This is a genomic window from Ancylobacter koreensis, assembly GCF_023016525.1.
GTDB classification, from domain to species: Bacteria; Pseudomonadota; Alphaproteobacteria; order Rhizobiales; family Xanthobacteraceae; genus Ancylobacter; species Ancylobacter koreensis.
This window is the reverse complement of record NZ_JALKCG010000001.1, coordinates 746,728-767,747: the sequence shown is the minus strand read 5'-3', so window position 1 is coordinate 767,747 and position 21,020 is coordinate 746,728. Positions and strand designations below refer to the sequence as shown.

Genomic DNA, 21,020 nt, shown 5'->3' with positions numbered 1-21,020 from the left:
CCGGGCGATGGGCGTGGAAGGAGCGTTCGCGGCAGGGCGTCATTCCTCGCGTCATTCTTGGCGTCATTCCTGGCGTCGTTGCGGGCATCAGTCGCCTCCGTTGAGCAGGGACGCCATGCTGCGGACGAACTCCGCGACGGCGTCGTCGAACATGCGGTTCTTCTTCTCGTCGCCGAGGTCCGGCGCCATGATGGAAAGCGTGCGCAGCTTCTCCCCTCCGCCGCTCTCGGGCAACCGTCCGGGATGGGCGGCCTCATAGGCGGCGAGGAAGCGCTCCTGCTCGGCCGGGCTGAAATGGCAGACCCGGAAGATGGTCGGCAGGTGGCGCGCGGGCAGCGGCGTGTCGTAGGTCGGGCTCGTCACCTGGGTGACGAAGCTGCGGTGCTTGCCGAGCGCGGCCGCCAGCCGCTGGCGCGTGCCGGAGGGCCGGTTGTCGAGCAGGCCCGCGAGGATCGTCTTGTAGGCGATCACCGCCTCGTCGCTGGGCTCGCGCGCCATCTCAGCCCGGCGCCCCGCCGGTGAGCCCTTGGAGCGCCGCGCGCACGGCACCGAGCCGCGAGGGGGCGAGGGAAAGCTCGCGCAGGCCGAGCGCGACGAGGCGTCCGACGGCGGCCGGATCGCCGGCGAGGTCGCCGCAGACCGACACCGGCCGGCCGGCGGCGCGGGCGGCGGTGGCGATCGTGTCGAGCAGCCGGAACATGGCGGCCTCCGCTCCCGCGTGGAGATGGGCGACCGCCGGATTGTCGCGCGCCGCTGCCGCGAGATACTGCACCAGATCGTTGGTGCCCACGGAAAAAAAGGCGGCCTCCGCGAACAGGTCAAGCGTCAGCGCGGCCGCGGGCACCTCCACCATGATGCCGAGCGGCGGGCGCCGCCCCGGCACGCCCTGCCGGGCGAGGCGGGCGGCCTCCTCGTCGAACAGCGCCGCCATGGCGGAGAGTTCCTGCGGCAGCGTCACCATGGGCAGCAGCACGCTCACCGGCCCCAGCGCGGCGGCGCGGATGAGCGCGCGCGCCTGCAGCCGCGCGAGATCGGGATGGGCGAGCAGGAAGCGCACGCCGCGCGCGCCGAGCACCGAGCCGGGATCGCCCGCGACGAGGCCGGGCAGCGCCTTGTCGCCGCCGAGATCGAGCATGCGCAGCGTCACCGGCCGCCCGTCCATCCGTTCGACGATGCGGCGGTAGGCGGCGAGATGGCGTTCCTCGTCCAGCGCCTCGGCGGCCTCCGCCAGCAGGAACTCGGTGCGCACCAGCCCGATGCCGGCGACGCTCGCCGGGTCGAGCGCGTCGAGATCGGCCAGCGTGTCGATATTGGCGAAGAGCCGCGCCCCGCCCGCCTGCCCTCCGAGAAGGGCGGCCGGCGCGCGCACGGCGAGGTCGGGCGGCGGGGCGTCGAGGCGCTCTTCCGGGTGCAGCCGCACCACGCCCTGCGTGCCGTCGACGAGCAGCCTGTCGCCGTTGCCGACCGACAGCCCGCCGAGCCCGACCACCATCGGCACGCCCCTCGCCCGCGCCAGGATCGCGACATGGCTCGCCGGGCTGCCGGCGGCAAGCGCGACCGCCCCGCCCTTCGACCAGTCATGCGCGAGGAAAACGCTGGGCGGCATGTCCCGCCCCACATAGACCGCGCCGTCGGGAAAGTCGGCGCGCGTGCGCCCGGCCAACGCGTCCAGCACGCGGCTCCTGAGGTCCGCGAGGTCGGCGGCGCGCAAGGCGAAGGCGTCGCCGTCGGTGGCGAGCGTGTCGATATGGGCGCCCATCGCCCCGGCCCAGGCCAGCGCCGCCGCCTCGCCGCGTTCGATCCGGGCGAAGGCGGGCGCCGTCAGCTCGCCGTCGAGCAGCAGTTCGATCTGGAAGTCGAGTATGCCGGCGCTCTCGGCGTCCGAACGGGCGGCGAGTTCGCCCAGCTCGGCCACGGCAAGCGCCACCGCCGCCTCCAGCGCGGCGCGGGCGTCGCCCTCGCCCGGCGCGCCGGGCGCCGGGACGGGGCGCTCCTCGGCGCGGAAGGCGGGGCCGATGGCGCGGCCGGGCGCCGCCGGGCGGCCGGGAAGGTCACGCGGGGCGGCCATCGGCGCGCCCGTCCGCCCGGCCGTGCCGGCGGTCCTCGTCGAAATCGCGGCGCACCAGCTCGCTCAGCGCGGCAACGGCCTCCTCGGCGCGCGCGCCCTCGGCGCGGATGCGCAGCCTTGTGCCGCGCCTTATGCGGGCGCCGATGATCTTCACGATGCTCTTGCCGTTCAGCCACTCGCCCGAGCCGTCCACCGCCACCTCGACGGTGCAGGGGAAGCTCTTGGCGAGGCGGGTGAAGGCGACGGAAGGCCGCGCATGCAGGCCGACGCCGTGCGTCACCTCCACCTCCACCTGCGAGCGGTGGGAGGCGGCGATGCGCGTGAAGGCGTGGGAGGGGGCGGTTTCGCTCATCAGGACGACAACTCTTCCGCCGTCGCCACGACGCGGGCGAGCGAGGAGCCGCCGGAGGCTTCCGCCGCCGCCACCACCGCGCCCTCGACGATGGGCGCGTTGCAGATGGCGACCTTTGCCGCGCGTGCGGGGTCGAGCCGTTCCACCGCCATCTCGCTGTTGGTCTCCGCGCCGCCGAGATCGACGAAGACGGCGACGCCCGCCTCCGACCACGCCGCCTCGATCGCCGCCTCAATGCCGGCGACATGGGTGCCGAGCCCGCCTTCCGCATTGCCGCCGGTCCAGGCCAGCGGCACGCCGTCGCCCACCATCTGGCGCACCATGTCGGCCGCGCCCCGCGCCACCAGCGGCGAGTGCGAGACGATCACGATGCCCACAGTGGCGGGCCGGGGCGGGGGAACGGCCGTCATGGCGCGGCGTGCTCCTTGAGATACTGGCAGATGGTCGCGGTGAGCAGGGCGCAGCTCGACGCGCCGGGGTCCTCGTGACCGACCGAGCGCGCGCCGAGATAGGACGCCCGGCCGCGCCGCGCCAGCATCATTTCGGTGGCGCGGGCCGCCGACTGCGCGCATTCGGCGATGCGGGCGGGGGCGGCGCGGCCCGCGACCTCGGCCTGCACGGGGTAGAGCACGTCGAGCAGCGTCTTGTCGCCGGGGCCGGAGCGCCCGCGCCGGGCCACCGCCTCGACCGCGCGGGCGAGCGTGGTGGCGAAGTCGGCCATGTCGGCATCGGGCGGCAGGCCGCGCCCCAGCTCCATCATCAGCGTGCCGTAGAGCGGGCCGGCCGCGCCGCCTATGTTCATCACCAGAACGAGGCCGATGCGCTCCAGCGCCGCCGGCAGCGGCAGGGCGGCGATGACCTCGCGCTCGCGATACACCGCCTCCAGCCCCCGGCGCATGTTCGCGCCATGGTCCCCGTCGCCGATGGCGCTGTCGAGGAAGGACAGGCGCTCGCCATGCCGGTCGATCTCGGCGCGGCACAGCGCGATCAGCGCGGTCAGGTCGGCGGCGTCGAACGGCATCGTCCTCTCCTCCCGCCCAAGCTTTTCTCCCGCCTTCCCCGCGCCTCAACGGGCGGCCAGCGCCTCGAACAGCCGCGCCACCGCGACCGCGCCCGGATCGGGCGAACCTTCCAGATCCCGCGCGCCGACATAGGCGGCGCGGCCGGCGCGCGCGCTGGTCATGGCCTGCGTCGCCTCCGCGCCCGCCGTCGCCGCAGCGGCGGCGGCGGCGAGGCCCTCGCGAGCGAGCGCGGCCAGTGCCGGGGCCAGCGCGTCGACCATGGTACGGTCACCGGGGGTCGCTCCGCCATAGAAGATCATCCGGTCCAGCCCGGCCTGCAGAGCGGCCGGCAGGTCGCCGCCCTCGGCGGACGCCTTGGCGGCGGCGGTGAAGAAGATGGAGAGCAGCACGCCGCTCGACCCGCCCATGGCGGTGCCGAGCTCGGCGCCGATGGCGTTGAGCGTGCCGGCGGCGTCGGCAAGCGGCATCTGCGCCAGCCGCGCCTCGATGGCACGCGCGCCTGTCGCCACCGTCGAGCCGGTGTCGCCGTCGCCGGCGCGGGCGTCGAGCCGGTTCAGCTCCTCCTCCAGCCCGGCGAGGGTGGCGCAGGCGGCGCGGATCAGCGCTTCCGCCGAGGCGTTGGCACTCGCCGTCGTGGCGAGGCCGGCGGGCGCGGCAGGCGCCGGCAGGACGGCGACCTCGCCCGTCGCCGCCGCCGGACGCCAGGCGAGCGGCTCGGCGGGCGAAGTGAGCGCGGCCGCGCGGGCGGCGTCGAGGCGCAGGAAGGAGAGCGAGAAGCCGTTCATGTTGAGCGCGGTCATCAGCGCCGCCGGGCCGATGACGAGCCGCACATCCCGCCCGAGAGGGGAGGCCAGCAGCGCCTCGGCGATCAGGCTCATCTCCAGCGGCGGCACGGCGCCGAGATTGTTGACGAGCAGCGCGTAATCGGCGCCCTCCTGAAGCCGCGCGCCGAGCCGCTCGGCCATCAGCGCGACGATCTCGCCGGCCGGGCGCAGGGCGATGCGCTCGACGCCGGGCTCGCCATGGATGCCGAGGCCGAGCTCACCCTCGTCGGGGCCGAGCCGCGCCTCGAAGGGCTGGCCGGGGATCGAGCAGGAGGACAGAGAGACGCCGAGCGAGACGATGTCGGCGGCGGCGGCGCGGGCGGCTTGCGCGACGGCGGCGAGGTCGGCCCCGGCTTCGGCGTGGTGGCCGGCGATCTTGTGGACGAAGAGCGTGCCGGCGACGCCGCGCGGCTGGGGAATGTCCGGCAGGGCGATGTCGTCGGCGACGATCACCATCTCCACCTTGAAGCCCTCGGCGCGGGCGCGCTCGGCGGCGAGGCCGAAGTTCAGCCGGTCGCCGGTGTAGTTCTTCACGACGAGCAGGCAGCCCGGCTCGCCGGTAACAGTGCGGATGGCGGTAAGCGCGGCCTCGACGCTGGGCGAGGCGAAGATCTCGCCGGAGACGGCGGCGGTCAGCAGGCCCCGGCCGACGAAGCCGGCATGGGAGGGCTCGTGCCCGGCGCCGCCGCCGGAGACCACGGCGACCTTCGATTTGTCCCAGTCCGCGCGCAGCACGACCTTGATGTCTGGATAGGTGTCGAGCCGCGCCAGCCGGCCGGGCGGCGTCGTGCGCAGGAGCCCGTCCAGCGCCTCGGTGACGATGCTGTCCCGGCGGTTGAAGAAATGTTTCATGGCTGCCTTCCCATCCGTTCGGCCCACCGGATCGCTCCGGCGGCCGCTACGCATCACACGAGCCGCTGGCCGTCCTGGCCGAAATAGAGCGGGTTCTTCAAGGTCAGGTCGATCCGGTCGCCTGGGTTCACCGGCATGTCCGGGTCGGCCAGCGTGACGAGCTTGTGCGCGCCGACCCGGATGTGCAGGTGGTTCTGGTCGCCCAGATGCTCGATCCAGTCGACGCGGGCATTGCCGCCCTCGGAGGCGGCGATGGCGATGTGCTCGGTACGCGCGCCGATGGCGGTGGCCCCGCGCGGGGGCGTCGCGCCCGGCAGCAGGTCGACCGGCACGATGTTGATGTGCGGCTGGCCGAGGCGCGCGGCGACGTGGAGATTGGCGGGGTCGGCGTAGATCTCGCGCGGCGTGCCGATCTGCACCAGGCGGCCCTCGGCGAGGATGCCGATGCGGTCGGCCATGGTCATCGCCTCGATCTGGTCGTGGGTGACGTAGAGCAGCGTGGCGCCGAGTTCCTTCTGGATGCGCTTGAGTTCGAGGCGCAGCTCGCCGCGCAGCTTGGCGTCGAGCGAGGAGAGCGGCTCGTCCATCAGGTAGATCGCCGGGCGGCGCACCAGCGCGCGGCCGATGGCGACACGCTGCATCTCGCCGCCGGAAAGCCGCGTCGAGCGGTTCTCCAGCTTGTGGTCGATGCGCACCATCTTCGCCACCTGGCGCACCCGCGCGTCGACCGCCGCCGCATCCATGCGGCGGGCCGGCGAGCGCAGCGGGAAGGCGAGGTTCTCGTAGACGGTGAGATGCGGGTAGAGCGAATATTGCTGGAACACGAAGGCGACGTCGCGACCGGCCGGCGCCAGCCCCTCCATCGGCCGCCCGCCGATCGAAATCGTGCCGGCGTCCGGCTTCTCCAGCCCGGCGATGAGGCGCAGCGTCGTCGTCTTGCCTGCCCCCGTGGGGCCGAGCAGCACGACGAACTCGCCGTCCTTGATGTGCAGGTCCACCCCTTCGACGGCGCGCTTGTCGCCGAAACTCTTGGAGACGCCCTTCAAGGTCACGTCAGCCATGGCGGGCCTCCCGGCGCAGTGCGCCCTCATGCAGTACGGAGGGGATGACGCGCCCCGAGCGGGCGTCGAACAGCGACAGCCGCTCGCTCTTGAAGGAGAGGCCGACCGGCTCGCCGATACGGTAGCTCTGGCCGGCCGGCAGGCGCGCGCGCACCAGCCCGCCCTGCGTCTCCACCGTGACGATCTGGTTGGTGCCGAGATATTCGGTGCCGTAGATCGCTCCGCGCAGCGGCGAGGCGTCGGAAAAACGGATGTGCTCGGGCCGCACGCCGAGCGCCAGCGCGCCCGGCGCCACCTCGGCGCGCAGCGCCGGCATCTCGATCTCGGCCGCCCCGATGCGCGCCGTGCGCGCGCCCTTGGGCAGGCCGGCGTCGAAGCGGATGAAGTTCATCGGCGGCGAGCCGATGAAGTCGGCGACATACATGGAGGCCGGGCGGTCATAGATTTGCTGCGGCGTGCCGAACTGCTCGATCACGCCATGATTCATCACCGCGATGCGGTCGGCCATCGCCATCGCCTCGATCTGGTCGTGGGTGACATAGACCGTGGTGGCGTGGATACGGTTGTGCAGCTCGCGCAGCTCGCGGACCATCACCTCGCGGAACTCGGCGTCAAGCGTGCCGAGCGGCTCGTCCATCAGGAAGCATTTCGGCCGGCGCACGATGGCCCGCCCGAGCGCCACGCGCTGGCGGTCGCCGCCGGCAAGGCCCGAGACCGGACGGTCGAGTATGTGGTCGATCTGGAGAAGGCGCGCCGTCTCCTCCACCCGCGTCCGGATCTCGGCCTTGGGCACGCCCTGCGCCAGCAGCGGGAAACCGATGTTCCGGCGCACATTCATGTGCGGGTAGAGCGCGAAGAGCTGGAACACGAAGGCAATGTCGCGCTCGCTGGCGCGCTTGTAGGTCACGTCTTCGCCGGCGAGGGAGATGGTGCCGCCGGTCGGCAGCTCCAGCCCGGCGATCATGCGCAGCGTCGTGGTCTTGCCGCAGCCCGACGGGCCGAGCAGCGCGAGGAAGGCGCCGTCCTCGACGGTGAAGCTCGAATCCTGCACCGCGACGAACTCGCCGAACGCCTTGCGCAGGTGATCGACCCTGATCTCGGCCATCGGCCTACTCCGGGAACTTCGACACGATCATGAACATGAAGGTGCCGGTCAGAAGGGTGATGAGCGAATAGGTGTAGAGAACCAGCGCGAAGGGCTGGAACAGCATGAGGAAACCGAGGCCGATGACGGCGACGGCGAGCGCCTCCATGGGTCCCCGCCGCAGGAAGATGGGGCGGCGGGGCTTGCCGGCGGCGGGAGTGGCGGGAGGCGCGGCCACATGGCGAATATCGGTCATTTGCGCACCGCTCCGAAGGTGATGCCGCGCAGCAGCTGCTTGCGCAGCAGGATGGTGAAGACGAGGATCGGCACCAGGAAGATGGTGGTGCCCGCCGCCACCGCCGGCCAGTCCTGCCCGCCCTCGCCGATGATGGTGGGGATGAAGGGCGGCGCCGTCTGCGCGCTGCCGGAGGTCAGCAGCGAGGCGAAGGCATATTCGTTCCAGGCGAAGATCAGGCAGAAGATCGCTGTCGCCGCGATGCCGGTGGTTGCCTGCGGCAGCACCACCTTGCGGAACGCCTGCAGGCGCGAATAGCCGTCGATCATCGCGGCCTCCTCGTACTCGCGCGGGATCTCGTCGATGAAGCCCTTGAGCAGCCAGACGGCGAGGGAGACGTTGACCGCCGTGTAGAGCAGCATCATGCCGATGGCGGTGTCGGAGAGGCCGAGCTGGCGGTACATCAGGTAGATCGGGATCGCCACCGCGATGGGCGGCATCATCCGGGTCGACAGGATGAAGAACAGCAGGTCGTCGGCCAGCGGCACCTTGAAGCGCGAGAAGCCATAGGCCGCCAGCGTGCCGAGCCCGACCGCGAGGAAGGTCGAGCCGAAGGCGATGATCAGCGAATTGGCGAAGCGTGGCAGGAAGTTGGATGGACCGGCGATCACCATGTTGCGCTTGCGGGTCACCGCGTCGCAGATGCCGTCCGGCTCGGGAAGGGCGGCGATGTATTCCGGCGTCTGCCGCGTGCGGGTGGTGAAGAGGTTGCAGTAGCCCTCCAGCGAGGGGGTGAACAGGATCTTCGGGGGATAGGAGATCGAGTCGGGCGGCGACTTGATCGAGGTGAGGAAGATCCACACCAGCGGCACCAGGGTGATCACCGCGTAGAGGATGACCAGCGTGGCGGCGATGCGCTTGGAGGCAGCGCCCGGCTCGACGACCGAATGGGCAGAATTGGCGGCGCTCATCTCTGCTTCACCCTGTTGAGTGCCTTGACATAGATGTTGGCGAGGCCGAACACCGCGACGAAGAGGACGATGGCGAAGGCCGAGGAGCGCCCGGTCGCCCAGGCCTCGAAGGCGTCGCGCTTGAGCGCGATGGAGGCCACCTCCGTCGTCGAGCCGGGCCCGCCGCCGGTGAGCAGGTTCACCATGTCGAACATCTTGAAGTTCTCGATGCCCCGGAACAGCACCGCCAGCATGATGAAGGGCAGCGCCATCGGCACGGTGATCGACCAGAACTGCCGCCAGTTGGAGGCCCGGTCGACCTCGGCCGCCTCGTAGATGTAGTCCGGGATCGAGCGCAGCCCGGCGAGGCAGATCAGCATCACATAGGGCGTCCACATCCAGGTATCGACGATGATGATCGCCCAGGGTGCCAGATGGACATTGCCCAGCATCTGGATCTCGGAGGTCGGGATGCCGGTCAGGAACGAGACCGCGTAGGCGAACAGGCCGATCTGCGGCTCGTAGAGGAAGCGCCAGAAATTGCCCACGACCGCCGGCGACAGCATCATCGGGATGAGGATCAGCGTGGTCCAGAAGGCGTGGCCGCGGAACTTGCGGTCGATCAGATAGGCGAGGCCGAAGCCGATCACCGTCTGCAAGAGGATGGTCCAGAACACGAAATGCGCCGTGGTCTGCATCGACGCCCAGATGTCGGGGTCGTTCAGCACGCGCGAGTAATTGCCGAGCCCGACATTCTGCACCACCGCATTGGGCCGGTTGGCCCGGTAATTGGTGAAGGACAGGTAGACCGCCCAGAACAGCGGAAAGATGTTGATCGCCAGCAGCAGCACGATGGTCGGGGCGATGAACAGCCAGGCGATGGCCTTGTCCGAGAGCGAGCGCAGGCGCCGCGCCACGGGCTCCGGGGTGGCACGCACCGCCGCCTCGGCGGCCTTGTCGGCATAGGTGTGATCGGATGTCGTCACGCGCGCACTCGCTGGTGTCGGCGGAAAAGGGGCGACCCGGCCGGCTCTGACATGAAGTCGAACCGGATCGCCGTCGGGAGGAAACGGAGGGGCGTTCTCCCTCTCCCCGCAGGGAGAGGGTGGGGAGAGGGTATTTCGACGCTTCGCGAGCGCCTTATCCTTCACCGGCCCCGCAGGGGGGCCGCCTCTCCCCAATGGAGAGAGGAAAGCAAAGGCCATCCCTCAGATCTTGCCGTCTTCCTTGAAGATCTCGGTCCAGTCGACGACCAGCCCGTCCAGCGCCTCCTTGGCCGTGCCCTTGCCGGCGATGACATAGTCATGCACCCGCTTCTGCATGGCCTGCAGCAGCTCGGCGTAGCTCGGCTCGGCCCAGAAATCCTTCACGATCGCCATGGATTCGAGGAAGGCCGGGGCATAGGGCTGGCTGGTCTTGAAGTCGGGGGCGTCGACCACCGCCTTCAGGCAGGAATAGCCGCCGAGCTTCCACCACTTGGCCTGCACGTCGGGCTGGGCGAACCACTTGATGTACTGGAGCGCGGCGTCGCGCTTGTCGGAATAGGCCACCACCGAGATGCCCTGTCCGCCGAGCTGGGCGAAATGGTACTTCTCGGCCGGGTTGGCGAAGAATCCGATGCGGTCGCCGCCGACCTTCTCGTCCTTGTAGAGGCCGGGCCAGGTGAAGGCGAAGTTCATCTGCATCGCCACCTGACCGGATTTGAAGGCGTCGGCCGATTCCACCATGTAGACGTTGGAGGAGCCCGGCGGCGTGCAGCAATCATAGAGCGACTTGTAGAATTCGAGGCCCTTGATGGCGTCCGGCGAGTTCACATAGCCCTGCATGTCGTAGGGCTTCTTGGGGTTCTCGTACATGAAGCCCCAGTCGTACAGGACGTTGGTCACGCCCATGGTGATGCCTTCCGAGCCGCGCTCGGTATAGATCGAGGCGCCGTAGACGGTCTTGCCGTCGATCTGGCGCTTCTGGAAGAACTCGGCGATCTGCTTCAGCTCGTCATAGGTCTTGGGCGCGACGAGGTCCCGGCCGTACTTGGCCTTGAACTCCTTCTGCAGCTCGGGCCGCTCGAACCAGTCCTTCCGGTAGGTCCAGCCCACCACGTCGCCCATGGCCGGCAGCGCCCAGTAATTCGGCGTGTTCTTCGGCCATTCGGAATAGCCGACCACCGTCGCCGGCACGAAGTCATCCATCTTGATGCCTTCCTTGGCGAAGAAGTCGTTCAGCTTCACGTAATGGCCGTTCTCGGCGGCGCCGCCGATCCACTGGCTGTCGCCGATGATGAGGTCGCACAGCTTGCCGCGCGAGTTCAGCTCGTTGAGGAACCGGTCGGCGTAGCTGGTCCACGGCACGAACTCGAACTTCATGTCGATGCCGGACTTGGCGGTGAAGTCCTTCGACAGCTCGACCAGCGCATTGGCCGGATCCCACGCCGCCCAGCACAGGGTCAGCTGTTCGGCCTTCGCGGCCTGCGGGGCGGTCATGGCGGCGCACAGCGCGGCCGCCCCGAAAAGGGGTACCCACTTCTTCAGCATGCTCTCCTCCCAGAGAACGAAGGTGGGCGTCCCGCCCCCTCCTTGGCCTTGTCGGCTTGTGGTCGTCAGTTCGCGTGAGGCTGCGGTGTCGGCACGGACGTATCGGCACGCTCCACCGGCGTGGCGTGCACCGGCAGGATTTAGTGATGTGTTTAGTTAGATACGATTTGCTCAACAGCGCAAGAGGTATTCGTCGCTGCGCCGCACCCTGCCCTGCCGCCGGCCTCTAAGCCGGCATCGGCAGCTTTCCCGCCCCATCCGGCGCCCGTAGCACTCCCTTTCCCGAAGCGATGCGCCGCAGGGCTCGCGCGAAACCACCGGAATGCTGCGCCGCACCTAAACGAACGTTCGACTCTTTCGGATTTTGCCCATTGCGACCAAATTGAGTTTCAGATAGCGTCCATACGAAGATAAAAACGAAAGCGCCCCCAACGTAAGGGAGCGCATCCGGGAGGCGCCAATTGGACGCTCGCGCGCGGGACGGGATCCGGGACGAAATCTATGACCTCGCCATCATCGGCGGGGGGGTGAACGGCTGCGGCATCGCCCGCGACGCGGCCGGGCGCGGCGCTTCCGTGGTACTGCTGGAGCAGGGCGACTTCGCCGGCGCCACTTCCTCCGCCTCGACCAAGCTGATCCATGGCGGCCTGCGCTATCTCGAACATTACGAGTTCCGCCTCGTCCACGAGGCGCTGGCCGAGCGCGAGGTTCTCTGGGGCATCGCCCCGCACATCGTCCGCCCGCTGCGCTTCGTGCTGCCTCACCATGCGGGGCTGCGCCCGGCCTGGCTGCTGCGGCTCGGCCTGTTCCTCTACGACCACCTCGGCGGGCGCAGGCGCCTGCCCGCGACCCGCGCGCTGGACCTGACGCGCGACCCCGCCGGCCGGCCGCTGCGCGAAGGCTACCGGCGCGGCTTCGAATATTCCGACTGCTGGGTCGAGGACAGCCGCCTCGTCGTGCTGAACGCGCTCGACGCCGCCGAGCGCGGCGCCGACATACGCCGCGGCGCCCGCGTCGTCTCCGCCCAGCGCGAGCCGGAATTCTGGCGCATTGAGGTGGAGGAGGACGGCGCGCGCCACCTCGTCCATGCCCGCGCCCTGGTCAACGCCGCAGGCCCCTGGGTGCACGAGGTGCTTGCCCATGTGCTGCGCGCCAATTCGCCGGCTAATGTTCGTCTCGTTCAGGGCAGCCACATCGTGGTGCCGCGCCTCTACGAGCACGACCGCGCCTATATCTTCCAGAACGCGGACGGGCGCATCATCTTCGCCATACCCTACGAGCACGACTTCACGCTGATCGGCACCACCGACCGCGACTATGGCAGCACGCCGGGCAAGCCGGTCGCCAGCGCCGAGGAGATCGCCTATCTCTGCGCGGCGGCGAGCGAGTATTTCAAGGCGCCGGTGACGCCCGATCAGGTGGTATGGACCTATTCCGGCGTGCGCCCGCTCTATGACGACGGCGCCTCCAAGGCGCAGGAAGCCACGCGCGACTACGTGCTGGAGCTCGACGACGTGGACGGCCGCGTGCCGGTGCTCTCGGTGTTCGGCGGCAAGATCACCACCTATCGCCGCCTCGCCGAGCACGCGGTGCAGAAGCTCGCGCCCTATCTGCCGGCCGCCGGCAAGGCCTCGTGGACCGGCACCGCGCCGCTGCCCGGCGGCGATTTCGCGGTGACAGACCAGCCGCGCGTGGTCGGCCAGATCCTGCGCGCGCATCCCTGGCTGGACGAGCGGCTCGCCCGCCGCCTCGTCGTCGCCTATGGCACACGGGCGATGCGCATTCTCGACGGCGCCCGCTCGGCCGGCGATCTCGGCCGCGTCTTCGGCGCCGATCTCACCGAGGCCGAGGTGCGCTATCTCATGCGCGAGGAATGGGCGCGCACCGCCGAGGACGTGCTGTGGCGCCGCTCCAAGCTCGGCCTGCGCTTCACCGCGGAGGAGACCGCCGCGCTCGACGCCTTCATGGCGCAGGGCGCCCCGCACCGTGCCGCATCCACGCCTTTGAAGGGGGCCGCGCAATGACCCTCGAACTTGACCGCGTCAGCCGCACCGTCTCCGGCGTTCCCTATATCGACGACATCTCGCTGAAGCTGGAGCGCGGTAGCCTCAACGTGCTGCTCGGCGCCACGCTGGCGGGCAAGACCAGCCTCATGCGGCTGATGGCCGGGCTCGACGCGCCGACCTCCGGCCGGGTGCTGGTCGACGGGCGCGACGTCACCGGGCAGCCGGTGAAGAAGCGCAGCGTCGCCATGGTCTACCAGCAGTTCATCAATTACCCCTCGCTGAGCGTGTACGAGAACATCGCCTCGCCGCTGCGCGTGCAGCGCCTGCCGAAGGCGGAGATCGCCGCGCGGGTGTCCGAGGCAGCCCGGCTGCTCAAGCTGGAGCCCTATCTGGAGCGCACGCCGCTGGCGCTTTCCGGCGGCCAGCAGCAGCGCACCGCCATCGCCCGCGCGCTGGTGAAGCGTGCCGATCTGGTGCTGCTCGACGAGCCGCTGGCCAATCTCGACTACAAGCTGCGCGAGGAGTTGCGCGAGGAACTGCCGCGCATCTTCGCCTCGACCGGCGCCGTCTTCGTCTACGCCACCACCGAACCGACCGAAGCGCTGCTGCTCGGCGGCAGCACCGCCTGCCTGATGGAGGGCCGGCTCACCCAGTTCGGCCCCACCGCGCAGGTCTATCGCCGGCCGGGCGACCTCGCCACCGCGCGGGTGTTCTCCGATCCGCCGCTCAACGCGCTGCGCGCCAACAAGTCGGGCCACACCGTGCTGCTCGACGGCGGCGCCGTGCTGCCCGCCAGCGGCGTGCTGGCGGACGCGCCGGACGGCGCCTACACGATCGGCGTGCGCGCGCATCACCTTGAGGTCGAAGACGTGGCGAGCGCCGAACGCCGTTCCGATACCGGCGCCGGCGGCGGCCGGCTGATCCGCCTCGCCGCCACCGTCGCCGTCACCGAGGTGACAGGCTCGGAGAGCTTCCTGCACATGGACATGGGCGAACAGCGCCTCACCGCTCTGGTGCCGGGCGTGCGCCGTCTGGAACCCGGCGCGGCGGTCGAGGTGCTGATCGACCCCGACCACATCCTGCTGTTCGGTGCCGACGGCCGCCGGGCCGGCCGCGCGCTCGACGCGGCGGCGTGAGGAGGAGACGATGGCCAGCATCACCCTCGACGGTCTCGCCCACGCCTACCGGCCCGATCCGCGCGGCCCGCAGGACTATGCGCTCAAAGAGATCAACCATGTCTGGCGGCAGGGCGGCGCCTATGCCCTGCTCGGCCCCTCGGGCTGCGGCAAGACCACCCTGCTCAACATCATCTCGGGCCTTGTGGTGCCGACGCGCGGAAAAATCCTGTTCGACGGGCGGGACGTGACGCGGCTGCCCACCGAGGCGCGCAACATCGCGCAGGTGTTCCAGTTCCCGGTCGTCTACGACACCATGACGGTGCGCGAGAACCTCGCCTTCCCGCTGAAGAACCGGCATATGCCGCGCGAGGCCATCGCGCGGCGCGTGGAGGAGATCGCTTCCCGTCTCGACATGTCGTCGGTGCTCGACCGCAAGGCCTCGAACCTCACCGCCGACGCCAAGCAGAAAATCTCGCTCGGACGCGGGCTGGTGCGCGAGGACGTCGCCGCCATCCTGTTCGACGAGCCGCTCACCGTCATCGACCCGCATCTGAAATGGCAGCTGCGTTCGACGCTGAAGGAGCTGCACCGCGCGCTCGACCTCACCATGATCTACGTCACCCACGACCAGACCGAGGCGCTGACCTTCGCCGACACGGTGGTGGTGATGCATGACGGCGCCGTGGTGCAGACCGGCACGCCGGAAGAGCTGTTCGAGCGCCCGGCGCACACCTTCGTCGGCCATTTCATCGGCTCGCCGGGCATGAACGTGCTGCCGGCCGCCGTGGAGGGCCGCACCGCCCATGTCGGCGGCGTCGCCATCGGGCTCACGCGCGCCTATCCCGCCCTGCCGGCGGGGGAGAAGATCGAGCTCGGCGTGCGGCCGGAATTCGCCACGCTGGCGCCGGCCGGCACCGGCGTGCCGGTGAAGGTGCAGCGGGTCGACGACATCGGCCGCGCCCGCATCGCCCGCATCGAGATCGGCGGCCAGCCCGCCGCCGCGCTGATGCCGGAAGGGCTTTCGCTGCATGGCGACGAGGCCGGGCTGACGCTCGATCCGCGCCAGATCCACATCTATGCCGGCGGCGTGCTGGTGAACGGCGAGGGAGCCCTGTGATGGAGAAGCCCCTCAACAACCGCGCCTGGCTGCTGGTCGCGCCGGTTTTCCTCATCGTCGCCTTCTCGGCCATCGTGCCGATCATGACGGTGGTGAACTATTCGGTGCAGGACACCTTCGGCAACAACCAGTTCTTCTGGAACGGGCTGGGCTGGTTCCAGGAGTTGCTCGACCCCACCACGGAGCTCGGCGGGCGCTTCTTCGACGCGCTGTGGCGCAACCTGCTGTTCTCCGCGATCATCCTCGCCATCGAGGTGCCGCTCGGCATCCTCGTCGCGCTCTCCATGCCGCGCGAGGGCTGGAAGGTCGCCGCCACGCTGGTGGTGATGGCGCTGCCGCTGCTGATCCCGTGGAACGTCGTCGGCACCATCTGGCAGGTCTTCGCCCGCGCCGATATCGGCCTCGCCGGCTGGGCCATCAATGCGCTCGGCATCGACTACAACTACACGGGCGACTCGCTCGCCGCCTGGATTACCATCGTGGTGATGGACGTCTGGCACTGGACCAGCCTCGTCGCGCTGCTGTGCTATGCCGGCCTCAAGTCGATCCCCGATGCCTATTACCAGGCCGCGCGCATCGACGGCGCCTCGCGCTGGGCGGTGTTCACCACCATCCAGCTGCCGAAGATGAAGCGCGTGCTGCTGATCGCCGTGCTGCTGCGCTTCATGGACAGCTTCATGATCTACACCGAGCCCTTCGTGCTCACCGGCGGCGGCCCCGGCAACGCGACGACCTTCCTGTCCATCGACCTCGTGAAGCTCGCCCTCGGCCAGTTCGACCTCGGCAAGGCGGCGGCCATGAGCCTCGTCTACAACCTCATCGTGCTGGCGCTGTGCTGGGTCTTCTACACGGTGATGACCAATACCGGCGCCGAGCGCCAGCAGGGGGAGACGCCGGCATGAGCACGCCCGCCAACCGCTCCTCGCGCGGCAGCACCGTCGTCATGGCGGTGTACCTGATCTTCCTGCTGCTGCCGATCTACTGGCTCGTCAACATGAGCCTGAAGACCAATTTCGAGATCAATTCCGGCGTCACGCTCTGGCCGCAGGCGCTGACCTTCGAGCACTATATCAAGATCTTCACCGATTCGAGCTGGTATTCGGGCTACGTCAACTCGCTCACCTATGTGGTGCTGAACACCGTCATCTCGATCACGCTGGCGCTGCCGGCGGCCTATGCCTTCTCGCGCTACCGCTTCGTCGGCGAGAAGCACCTGTTCTTCTGGCTGCTGTCGAACCGCATGGCGCCGCCGGCGGTGTTCGCCCTGCCCTTCTTCAATCTCTACTCCGCCATCGGCCTATTCGACACGCCGTGGGCGGTGGCGCTGGCGCATTGCCTGTTCAACGTGCCGCTCGCGGTGTGGATCCTCGAGGGCTTCATGTCCGGCGTGCCGCGCGAGATCGACGAGACGGCGGCGATCGACGGCTACTCCTTCCCGCGCTTCTTCGTGAGGATCTTCATGCCGCTGATCGCGTCGGGCATCGGCGTCGCCGCCTTCTTCTGCTTCATGTTCTCCTGGGTCGAGCTCTTGCTCGCCCGCACGCTGACCGCCACCAACGCCAAGCCCATCGCGGTGACGATGACCCGCACCGTCTCGGCCGCCGGCATGGACTGGGGCCTGCTGGCGGCGGCGGGCGTGCTCACCATCATCCCCGGCGCGCTCGTCATCTGGTTCGTGCGCAACTACATCGCCAAGGGCTTCGCCCTCGGGCGGGTGTGAGGGAGGGCGCGATGGAAGACACCGCCTCCTCTTTCGCCCAAAACCTCGCCTGGATGGCGTGGACCTGGCAGACCGGGCTGTTCTTCGCGGTCGTCGCCGGGCTGCTCGTCTTCTTCACCCTGCTCGCCGTGTGGCGGCCCGAGCGCGCCCGCGTCGGCGTGCTCGGCATCCCGACCACGCGCGGCGACCGGCTGTTCATCACGCTGCTCGGCAGCGCCTTCATCAATCTCGCCTGGCTCGGCCTGGTGGGACCCGAGCTCGGCTGGGCGCTCGCGCTCTGCCTTGTCTACGCACTGGCGGTGTTCCGCCTCGTGTGAACTTGCCTAAGCGGCACAAAGCCGCGCGATTCTGGGAAGAAACGGGAGGAAGACCCCATGTCCAAATCACTGAGTCGAGGCCGGCTCCTGCTGGCCGCCAGCGCCGCGGCGCTGATCGCCTTCGCCGCGCCGGTCCGTGCCGACGAAGCCGCCGCCAAGAAGTGGATCGACAGCGAATTCCAGCCCTCCACGCTCTCCAAGGACGAGCAGATGAAGGAGATGGAATGGTTCATCAAGGCGGCCGAGCCCTTCAAGGGCATGGAGATCAACGTCGTCTCCGAGACCATCACCACCCATGAATACGAGGCCAAGGTCCTCGCCAAGGCGTTTTCCGAGATCACCGGCATCAAGCTCACCCACGACCTCATCCAGGAGGGCGACGTGGTGGAGAAGATCCAGACGCAGATGCAGTCGGGCAAGAACATCTACGATGCGTGGGTGAACGATTCCGACCTCATCGGTACCCATTTCCGCTACAAGCAGGCCATCGCGCTGACCGACTTCATGGCCGGCGAGGGCAAGGACGTCACCTCGCCGACCCTCGACCTCGGCGACTTCATCGGCATCTCCTTCACCACCGCGCCGGACGGCAAGGTCTACCAGCTTCCCGACCAGCAGTTCGCCAACCTCTACTGGTTCCGCTACGACTGGTTCACCAACCCGGACATCAAGGCCAGGTTCAAGGCCAAGTACGGCTACGAGCTCGGCGTGCCGGTCAACTGGTCGGCCTATGAGGACATCGCCGAGTTCTTCACCAACGACGTGAAGGAGATCGACGGCGTCAAGGTCTATGGCAACATGGACTACGGCAAGAAGGACCCCTCGCTCGGCTGGCGCTTCACCGATGCGTGGCTCTCCATGGCCGGCAACGGCGACCGCGGCCTGCCCAACGGCAAGCCGGTCGACGAATGGGGCATCCGCATGGAAGGCTGCCGCCCGACCGGCTCCTCGGTCGAGCGCGGCGGCGACACCAACGGCCCGGCGGCCGTCTACTCGATCGTCAAGTACATCGAGTGGCTGAAGAACTACACGCCCGCCGCCGCCAACGGCATGACCTTCTCGGAAGCCGGCCCGGTGCCCGCGCAGGGCAACATCGCCCAGCAGATGTTCTGGTACACCGCCTTCACCGCCGACATGGTGAAGCCCGGCCTGCCGGTGATGAACGCCGACGGCACGCCCAAGTGGCGCATGGCCCCCTCGCCCAAGGGCGCCTACTGGAAGGACGGCATGAAGCTCGGCTACCAGGACGTCGGCTCCTGGACGCTGCTGAAGTCCACCCCGGTGGACCGCCGCAAGGCCGCCTGGCTCTACGCCCAGTTCGTCACCTCCAAGACCGTCTCGCTGAAGAAGAGCCATGTCGGCCTCACCTTCATCCGCGAGAGCGACATCTGGGACAAGAGCTTCACCGAGCGCGCGCCGCAGCTCGGCGGCCTCGTCGAGTTCTACCGCTCGCCCGCCCGCGTCCAGTGGTCGCCGACCGGCGTGAACATCCCGGACTACCCGAAGCTGGCGCAGCTCTGGTGGCAGAACATCGGCGACGCCTCCTCGGGCGCCAAGACCCCGCAGGCCGCGATGGACAGCCTCGCCGCCGCGCAGGACTCGGTGCTGGAGCGCCTTGAGCGTTCCGGCGTGCAGGGCGAGTGCGGGCCGAAGCTGAACGCCAAGCACCCGATGGAGTACTGGGTCGAGCTCGCCAAGAAGGAAGGCAACCTCGCGCCGCAGCCCAAGCTCGCCAACGAGAAGCCGCAGGGCGAGACCATCGACTACGACACGCTGATCAAGAGCTGGCCGGCGACCCCGCCGAAGAAGAACTGATCGGCCGAAACTCCGCACCGGGGTTCGCAGACCGCCCCGGCACTTCGTCCCGGATGCCCCGCCTCCGGAACGACCTTCTGTCCCCGCCGCCCCGGGAAGCGATTTCCGGGGCGGCGTGTCCTGCGATAGATTTGCGAATGCTCCCATTCCGAGAGTCTGGCGGCCCCCAGCAAGCCGTCGTCCCGGACGGCCGAAGGCCGATCCGGGATCGCGTGGAGCTCTTCGCCTTCGCACGATCCCGGCCCTGCGTCGCACTCCGGCCGGGATGACGGCTTCCCAGGCGTCGGCGAGCCGGCTCTCGGGATGAGGAACGTGACGGTCGCCGCCCCCAATCCGGAAGCTTCGCATGCCTGCCTATCTCCTCGCCATCGACCAGGGCACCACCTCCTCGCGCGCCATATTGTTCCGGCCCGACACCTCCGTCGCGGCGCAGGCGCAGAAGGAATTCCCCCAGCACTTCCCCGCCTCCGGCTGGGTCGAGCACGAGGCCGAGGACCTGTGGCGCACCACGCTCGCCACCTGCCGCGCGGTGATCGAGCAGGCCGGCATCCGCGCCGCCGACATCGCCGCCATCGGCATCACCAACCAGCGCGAGACCACCGTCGTGTGGGATCGCAAGACCGGCGCCGCCATCCACCGCGCCATCGTCTGGCAGGACCGGCGCACCGCCGACCTGTGCGCGCGGCTGCGCGCCGAGGGCCACGAGCCGCTGGTGCGCGAGCGCACCGGGCTGATCCTCGATCCCTATTTCTCCGGCACCAAGATCGGCTGGATACTCGACGAGGTGCCGGGCGCGCGGGCCCGCGCCGAACGCGGCGAGCTCGCCTTCGGCACGGTGGATTCCTGGCTGCTGTGGAAGCTCACCGGCGGGCAGGTCCACGCCACCGACGCCACCAATGCGGCGCGCACCCTGCTGTTCAACATCCACACCGGCGAATGGGACGAGGACCTGCTGGCGCTGCTGCGCGTGCCGCGCTCGCTGCTTCCCGAGGTCCGCGACTGCGCCGCCGATTTCGGCACGACGCAGCCGGAGCTGTTCGGCGGGGCCATCGCCATCGGCGGCATCGCCGGCGACCAGCAGGCCGCCACCGTCGGCCAGGCCTGCTTCCAGCCGGGCATGATCAAGTCGACCTACGGCACCGGCTGCTTCGCGCTGCTCAACACCGGCCACACCGCCGTGGTCTCGCAGAACCGGCTGCTCACCACCATCGCCTACCAGATCGCCGGCAGGCGCAGCTACGCGCTGGAAGGCTCGATCTTCGTCGCGGGCGCGGCGGTGCAGTGGCTGCGCGACGGGCTCGGCATAATAAAGAACTCCGCCGAGAGCGAGGCGCTGGCGGAGGCCGCCGATCCCGCCCAGCAGGTCTATCTGGTGCCCGCCTTCGTCGGCCTCGGCGCGCCGCACTGGAACCCCGACGTGCGCGGGGCGATGTTCGGCCTCACCCGCAATTCCGGGCCGGCCGAGTTCGCCCTCGCGGCGCTGGAGAGCGTCTGCTACCAGACCGCCGACCTGATCGACGCGATGAACGCGGACTGGGCGAGCTCGGGCGGCCACCGCCACGGCACGCCGGTGCTGCGCGTCGACGGCGGCATGGTCGCCTCCAACTTCGCCATGCAGCGCCTCGCCGACCTGCTGGCCGCGCCGGTCGACCGGCCGGTGATCCGCGAGACCACGGCGCTGGGCGCGGCCTATCTCGCCGGGCTGCACGCGGGCATCATGCCGGCGCCGGGCCGCTTCGCCGATTCCTGGCGGCTCGACCGGCGCTTCGACCCCTCCATGCCGGGCGAGACGCGCGAGTCCAAGCTCGCCGGCTGGCGGGATGCGGTGAGACGTCTCACACAGCCCTGACCGCGCAGCGCTTCACATCGAGAACGGTCGATGTGAACCTTGGATCAACGTGATTCCTCAATGTATCGCGCGCCGCTAGTCTCGTTCCGCCTCCAACGG

Annotated in this window: 20 protein-coding genes; 8 read left to right on the top strand and 12 right to left on the bottom strand. The window is 69.5% G+C overall.

Going from position 1 to position 21,020, the window contains the following annotated elements:
• Positions 1 to 87: 87 nt before the first annotated feature.
• The 12 genes from MWN33_RS03525 to MWN33_RS03470 all read right to left on the bottom strand — a co-directional run bounded on the left by MWN33_RS03525 (position 88) and on the right by MWN33_RS03470 (position 10,979).
• The gene (locus MWN33_RS03525; RefSeq protein WP_247198814.1) at positions 88 to 498 is read right to left on the bottom strand and encodes a hypothetical protein; all 411 of its coding nucleotides are present in this window, start codon (positions 496 to 498) and stop codon (positions 88 to 90) included.
• A 1-nt stretch (position 499) separates the two neighbouring features.
• Entirely contained in the window at positions 500 to 2,068 is a 1,569-nt protein-coding gene (locus tag MWN33_RS03520) for a putative PEP-binding protein (protein ID WP_247198812.1), read from the bottom strand.
• The gene (locus MWN33_RS03515) at positions 2,052 to 2,420 is read right to left on the bottom strand and encodes an HPr family phosphocarrier protein (protein WP_247198811.1); all 369 of its coding nucleotides are present in this window, start codon (positions 2,418 to 2,420) and stop codon (positions 2,052 to 2,054) included. Before MWN33_RS03515 ends, MWN33_RS03520 begins: the two co-directional genes overlap by 17 nt.
• Positions 2,420 to 2,830: a dihydroxyacetone kinase phosphoryl donor subunit DhaM gene (gene dhaM / locus MWN33_RS03510; RefSeq protein ID WP_247198809.1), complete on the bottom strand. Its 411-nt coding sequence runs from the start codon at positions 2,828 to 2,830 to the stop codon at positions 2,420 to 2,422. The genes MWN33_RS03515 and dhaM overlap by 1 nt, the downstream gene beginning before the upstream one ends.
• A complete protein-coding gene (gene dhaL, locus MWN33_RS03505; RefSeq protein WP_247198808.1) occupies positions 2,827 to 3,441 on the bottom strand; it encodes a dihydroxyacetone kinase subunit DhaL in 615 nt (204 codons plus the stop codon). The genes dhaM and dhaL overlap by 4 nt, the downstream gene beginning before the upstream one ends.
• 45 nt (positions 3,442 to 3,486) lie before the next feature.
• Positions 3,487 to 5,118 carry a dihydroxyacetone kinase subunit DhaK gene (locus MWN33_RS03500; RefSeq protein ID WP_247198806.1) on the bottom strand — a complete coding sequence of 544 codons (1,632 nt, stop codon included), beginning with the start codon at positions 5,116 to 5,118 and terminating at the stop codon, positions 3,487 to 3,489.
• Positions 5,119 to 5,171: 53 nt separating this feature from the next.
• Positions 5,172 to 6,179 (bottom strand): ABC transporter ATP-binding protein, encoded by a 1,008-nt coding sequence (locus MWN33_RS03495; protein ID WP_247198804.1) that lies wholly within the window; start codon positions 6,177 to 6,179, stop codon positions 5,172 to 5,174.
• Positions 6,172 to 7,284: an ABC transporter ATP-binding protein gene (locus MWN33_RS03490; RefSeq protein ID WP_247198802.1), complete on the bottom strand. Its 1,113-nt coding sequence runs from the start codon at positions 7,282 to 7,284 to the stop codon at positions 6,172 to 6,174. Before MWN33_RS03490 ends, MWN33_RS03495 begins: the two co-directional genes overlap by 8 nt.
• Before the next feature lie 4 nt (positions 7,285 to 7,288).
• Positions 7,289 to 7,519 carry a hypothetical protein gene (locus MWN33_RS03485; protein ID WP_247198800.1) on the bottom strand — a complete coding sequence of 77 codons (231 nt, stop codon included), beginning with the start codon at positions 7,517 to 7,519 and terminating at the stop codon, positions 7,289 to 7,291.
• A complete protein-coding gene (locus MWN33_RS03480) occupies positions 7,516 to 8,469 on the bottom strand; it encodes a carbohydrate ABC transporter permease (protein ID WP_247198799.1) in 954 nt (317 codons plus the stop codon). Before MWN33_RS03480 ends, MWN33_RS03485 begins: the two co-directional genes overlap by 4 nt.
• Positions 8,466 to 9,434: a carbohydrate ABC transporter permease gene (locus MWN33_RS03475; protein ID WP_247198797.1), complete on the bottom strand. Its 969-nt coding sequence runs from the start codon at positions 9,432 to 9,434 to the stop codon at positions 8,466 to 8,468. The genes MWN33_RS03480 and MWN33_RS03475 overlap by 4 nt, the downstream gene beginning before the upstream one ends.
• 222 nt (positions 9,435 to 9,656) lie before the next feature.
• On the bottom strand, positions 9,657 to 10,979 hold the full coding sequence (locus MWN33_RS03470) for an ABC transporter substrate-binding protein (RefSeq protein WP_247198795.1): 1,323 nt from the start codon (positions 10,977 to 10,979) through the stop codon (positions 9,657 to 9,659).
• Positions 10,980 to 11,440: 461 nt separating this feature from the next.
• Between MWN33_RS03470 and glpD the strand changes: the two genes are divergently transcribed.
• The 8 genes from glpD to glpK all read left to right on the top strand — a co-directional run bounded on the left by glpD (position 11,441) and on the right by glpK (position 20,921).
• On the top strand, positions 11,441 to 13,003 hold the full coding sequence (glpD, locus tag MWN33_RS03465) for a glycerol-3-phosphate dehydrogenase (RefSeq protein WP_247198793.1): 1,563 nt from the start codon (positions 11,441 to 11,443) through the stop codon (positions 13,001 to 13,003).
• A complete protein-coding gene (locus MWN33_RS03460) occupies positions 13,000 to 14,121 on the top strand; it encodes an ABC transporter ATP-binding protein (protein ID WP_247198792.1) in 1,122 nt (373 codons plus the stop codon). The genes glpD and MWN33_RS03460 overlap by 4 nt, the downstream gene beginning before the upstream one ends.
• A 10-nt stretch (positions 14,122 to 14,131) precedes the next feature.
• Positions 14,132 to 15,220 carry an ABC transporter ATP-binding protein gene (locus MWN33_RS03455; protein ID WP_247198791.1) on the top strand — a complete coding sequence of 363 codons (1,089 nt, stop codon included), beginning with the start codon at positions 14,132 to 14,134 and terminating at the stop codon, positions 15,218 to 15,220.
• Positions 15,220 to 16,122, top strand: coding sequence for a carbohydrate ABC transporter permease (locus tag MWN33_RS03450; protein ID WP_247198789.1), 903 nt, complete (start codon positions 15,220 to 15,222; stop codon positions 16,120 to 16,122). The genes MWN33_RS03455 and MWN33_RS03450 overlap by 1 nt, the downstream gene beginning before the upstream one ends.
• The gene (locus MWN33_RS03445) at positions 16,119 to 16,940 is read left to right on the top strand and encodes a carbohydrate ABC transporter permease (RefSeq protein WP_247198787.1); all 822 of its coding nucleotides are present in this window, start codon (positions 16,119 to 16,121) and stop codon (positions 16,938 to 16,940) included. Before MWN33_RS03450 ends, MWN33_RS03445 begins: the two co-directional genes overlap by 4 nt.
• A gap of 11 nt (positions 16,941 to 16,951) precedes the next feature.
• Positions 16,952 to 17,257 carry a DUF2160 domain-containing protein gene (locus tag MWN33_RS03440; protein ID WP_247198785.1) on the top strand — a complete coding sequence of 102 codons (306 nt, stop codon included), beginning with the start codon at positions 16,952 to 16,954 and terminating at the stop codon, positions 17,255 to 17,257.
• A 57-nt stretch (positions 17,258 to 17,314) separates the two neighbouring features.
• A complete protein-coding gene (locus tag MWN33_RS03435) occupies positions 17,315 to 19,072 on the top strand; it encodes a type 2 periplasmic-binding domain-containing protein (protein WP_247198784.1) in 1,758 nt (585 codons plus the stop codon).
• A 346-nt stretch (positions 19,073 to 19,418) separates the two neighbouring features.
• A complete protein-coding gene (glpK, locus tag MWN33_RS03430) occupies positions 19,419 to 20,921 on the top strand; it encodes a glycerol kinase GlpK (RefSeq protein WP_247198782.1) in 1,503 nt (500 codons plus the stop codon).
• Positions 20,922 to 21,020: the final 99 nt, after the last annotated feature.

Coding starts and splice junctions, on each gene's coding strand:
- MWN33_RS03525 (WP_247198814.1), bottom strand. CDS start 498: ATGGCGCGCGAGCCCAGCGACGAGGCGGTGATCGCCTACAAGACGATC.
- MWN33_RS03520 (WP_247198812.1), bottom strand. CDS start 2,068: ATGGCCGCCCCGCGTGACCTTCCCGGCCGCCCGGCGGCGCCCGGCCGC.
- MWN33_RS03515 (WP_247198811.1), bottom strand. CDS start 2,420: ATGAGCGAAACCGCCCCCTCCCACGCCTTCACGCGCATCGCCGCCTCC.
- dhaM (WP_247198809.1), bottom strand. CDS start 2,830: ATGACGGCCGTTCCCCCGCCCCGGCCCGCCACTGTGGGCATCGTGATC.
- dhaL (WP_247198808.1), bottom strand. CDS start 3,441: ATGCCGTTCGACGCCGCCGACCTGACCGCGCTGATCGCGCTGTGCCGC.
- MWN33_RS03500 (WP_247198806.1), bottom strand. CDS start 5,118: ATGAAACATTTCTTCAACCGCCGGGACAGCATCGTCACCGAGGCGCTG.
- MWN33_RS03495 (WP_247198804.1), bottom strand. CDS start 6,179: ATGGCTGACGTGACCTTGAAGGGCGTCTCCAAGAGTTTCGGCGACAAG.
- MWN33_RS03490 (WP_247198802.1), bottom strand. CDS start 7,284: ATGGCCGAGATCAGGGTCGATCACCTGCGCAAGGCGTTCGGCGAGTTC.
- MWN33_RS03485 (WP_247198800.1), bottom strand. CDS start 7,519: ATGACCGATATTCGCCATGTGGCCGCGCCTCCCGCCACTCCCGCCGCC.
- MWN33_RS03480 (WP_247198799.1), bottom strand. CDS start 8,469: ATGAGCGCCGCCAATTCTGCCCATTCGGTCGTCGAGCCGGGCGCTGCC.
- MWN33_RS03470 (WP_247198795.1), bottom strand. CDS start 10,979: ATGCTGAAGAAGTGGGTACCCCTTTTCGGGGCGGCCGCGCTGTGCGCC.
- MWN33_RS03460 (WP_247198792.1), top strand. CDS start 13,000: ATGACCCTCGAACTTGACCGCGTCAGCCGCACCGTCTCCGGCGTTCCC.
- MWN33_RS03455 (WP_247198791.1), top strand. CDS start 14,132: ATGGCCAGCATCACCCTCGACGGTCTCGCCCACGCCTACCGGCCCGAT.
- MWN33_RS03450 (WP_247198789.1), top strand. CDS start 15,220: ATGGAGAAGCCCCTCAACAACCGCGCCTGGCTGCTGGTCGCGCCGGTT.
- MWN33_RS03445 (WP_247198787.1), top strand. CDS start 16,119: ATGAGCACGCCCGCCAACCGCTCCTCGCGCGGCAGCACCGTCGTCATG.
- MWN33_RS03440 (WP_247198785.1), top strand. CDS start 16,952: ATGGAAGACACCGCCTCCTCTTTCGCCCAAAACCTCGCCTGGATGGCG.
- MWN33_RS03435 (WP_247198784.1), top strand. CDS start 17,315: ATGTCCAAATCACTGAGTCGAGGCCGGCTCCTGCTGGCCGCCAGCGCC.
- glpK (WP_247198782.1), top strand. CDS start 19,419: ATGCCTGCCTATCTCCTCGCCATCGACCAGGGCACCACCTCCTCGCGC.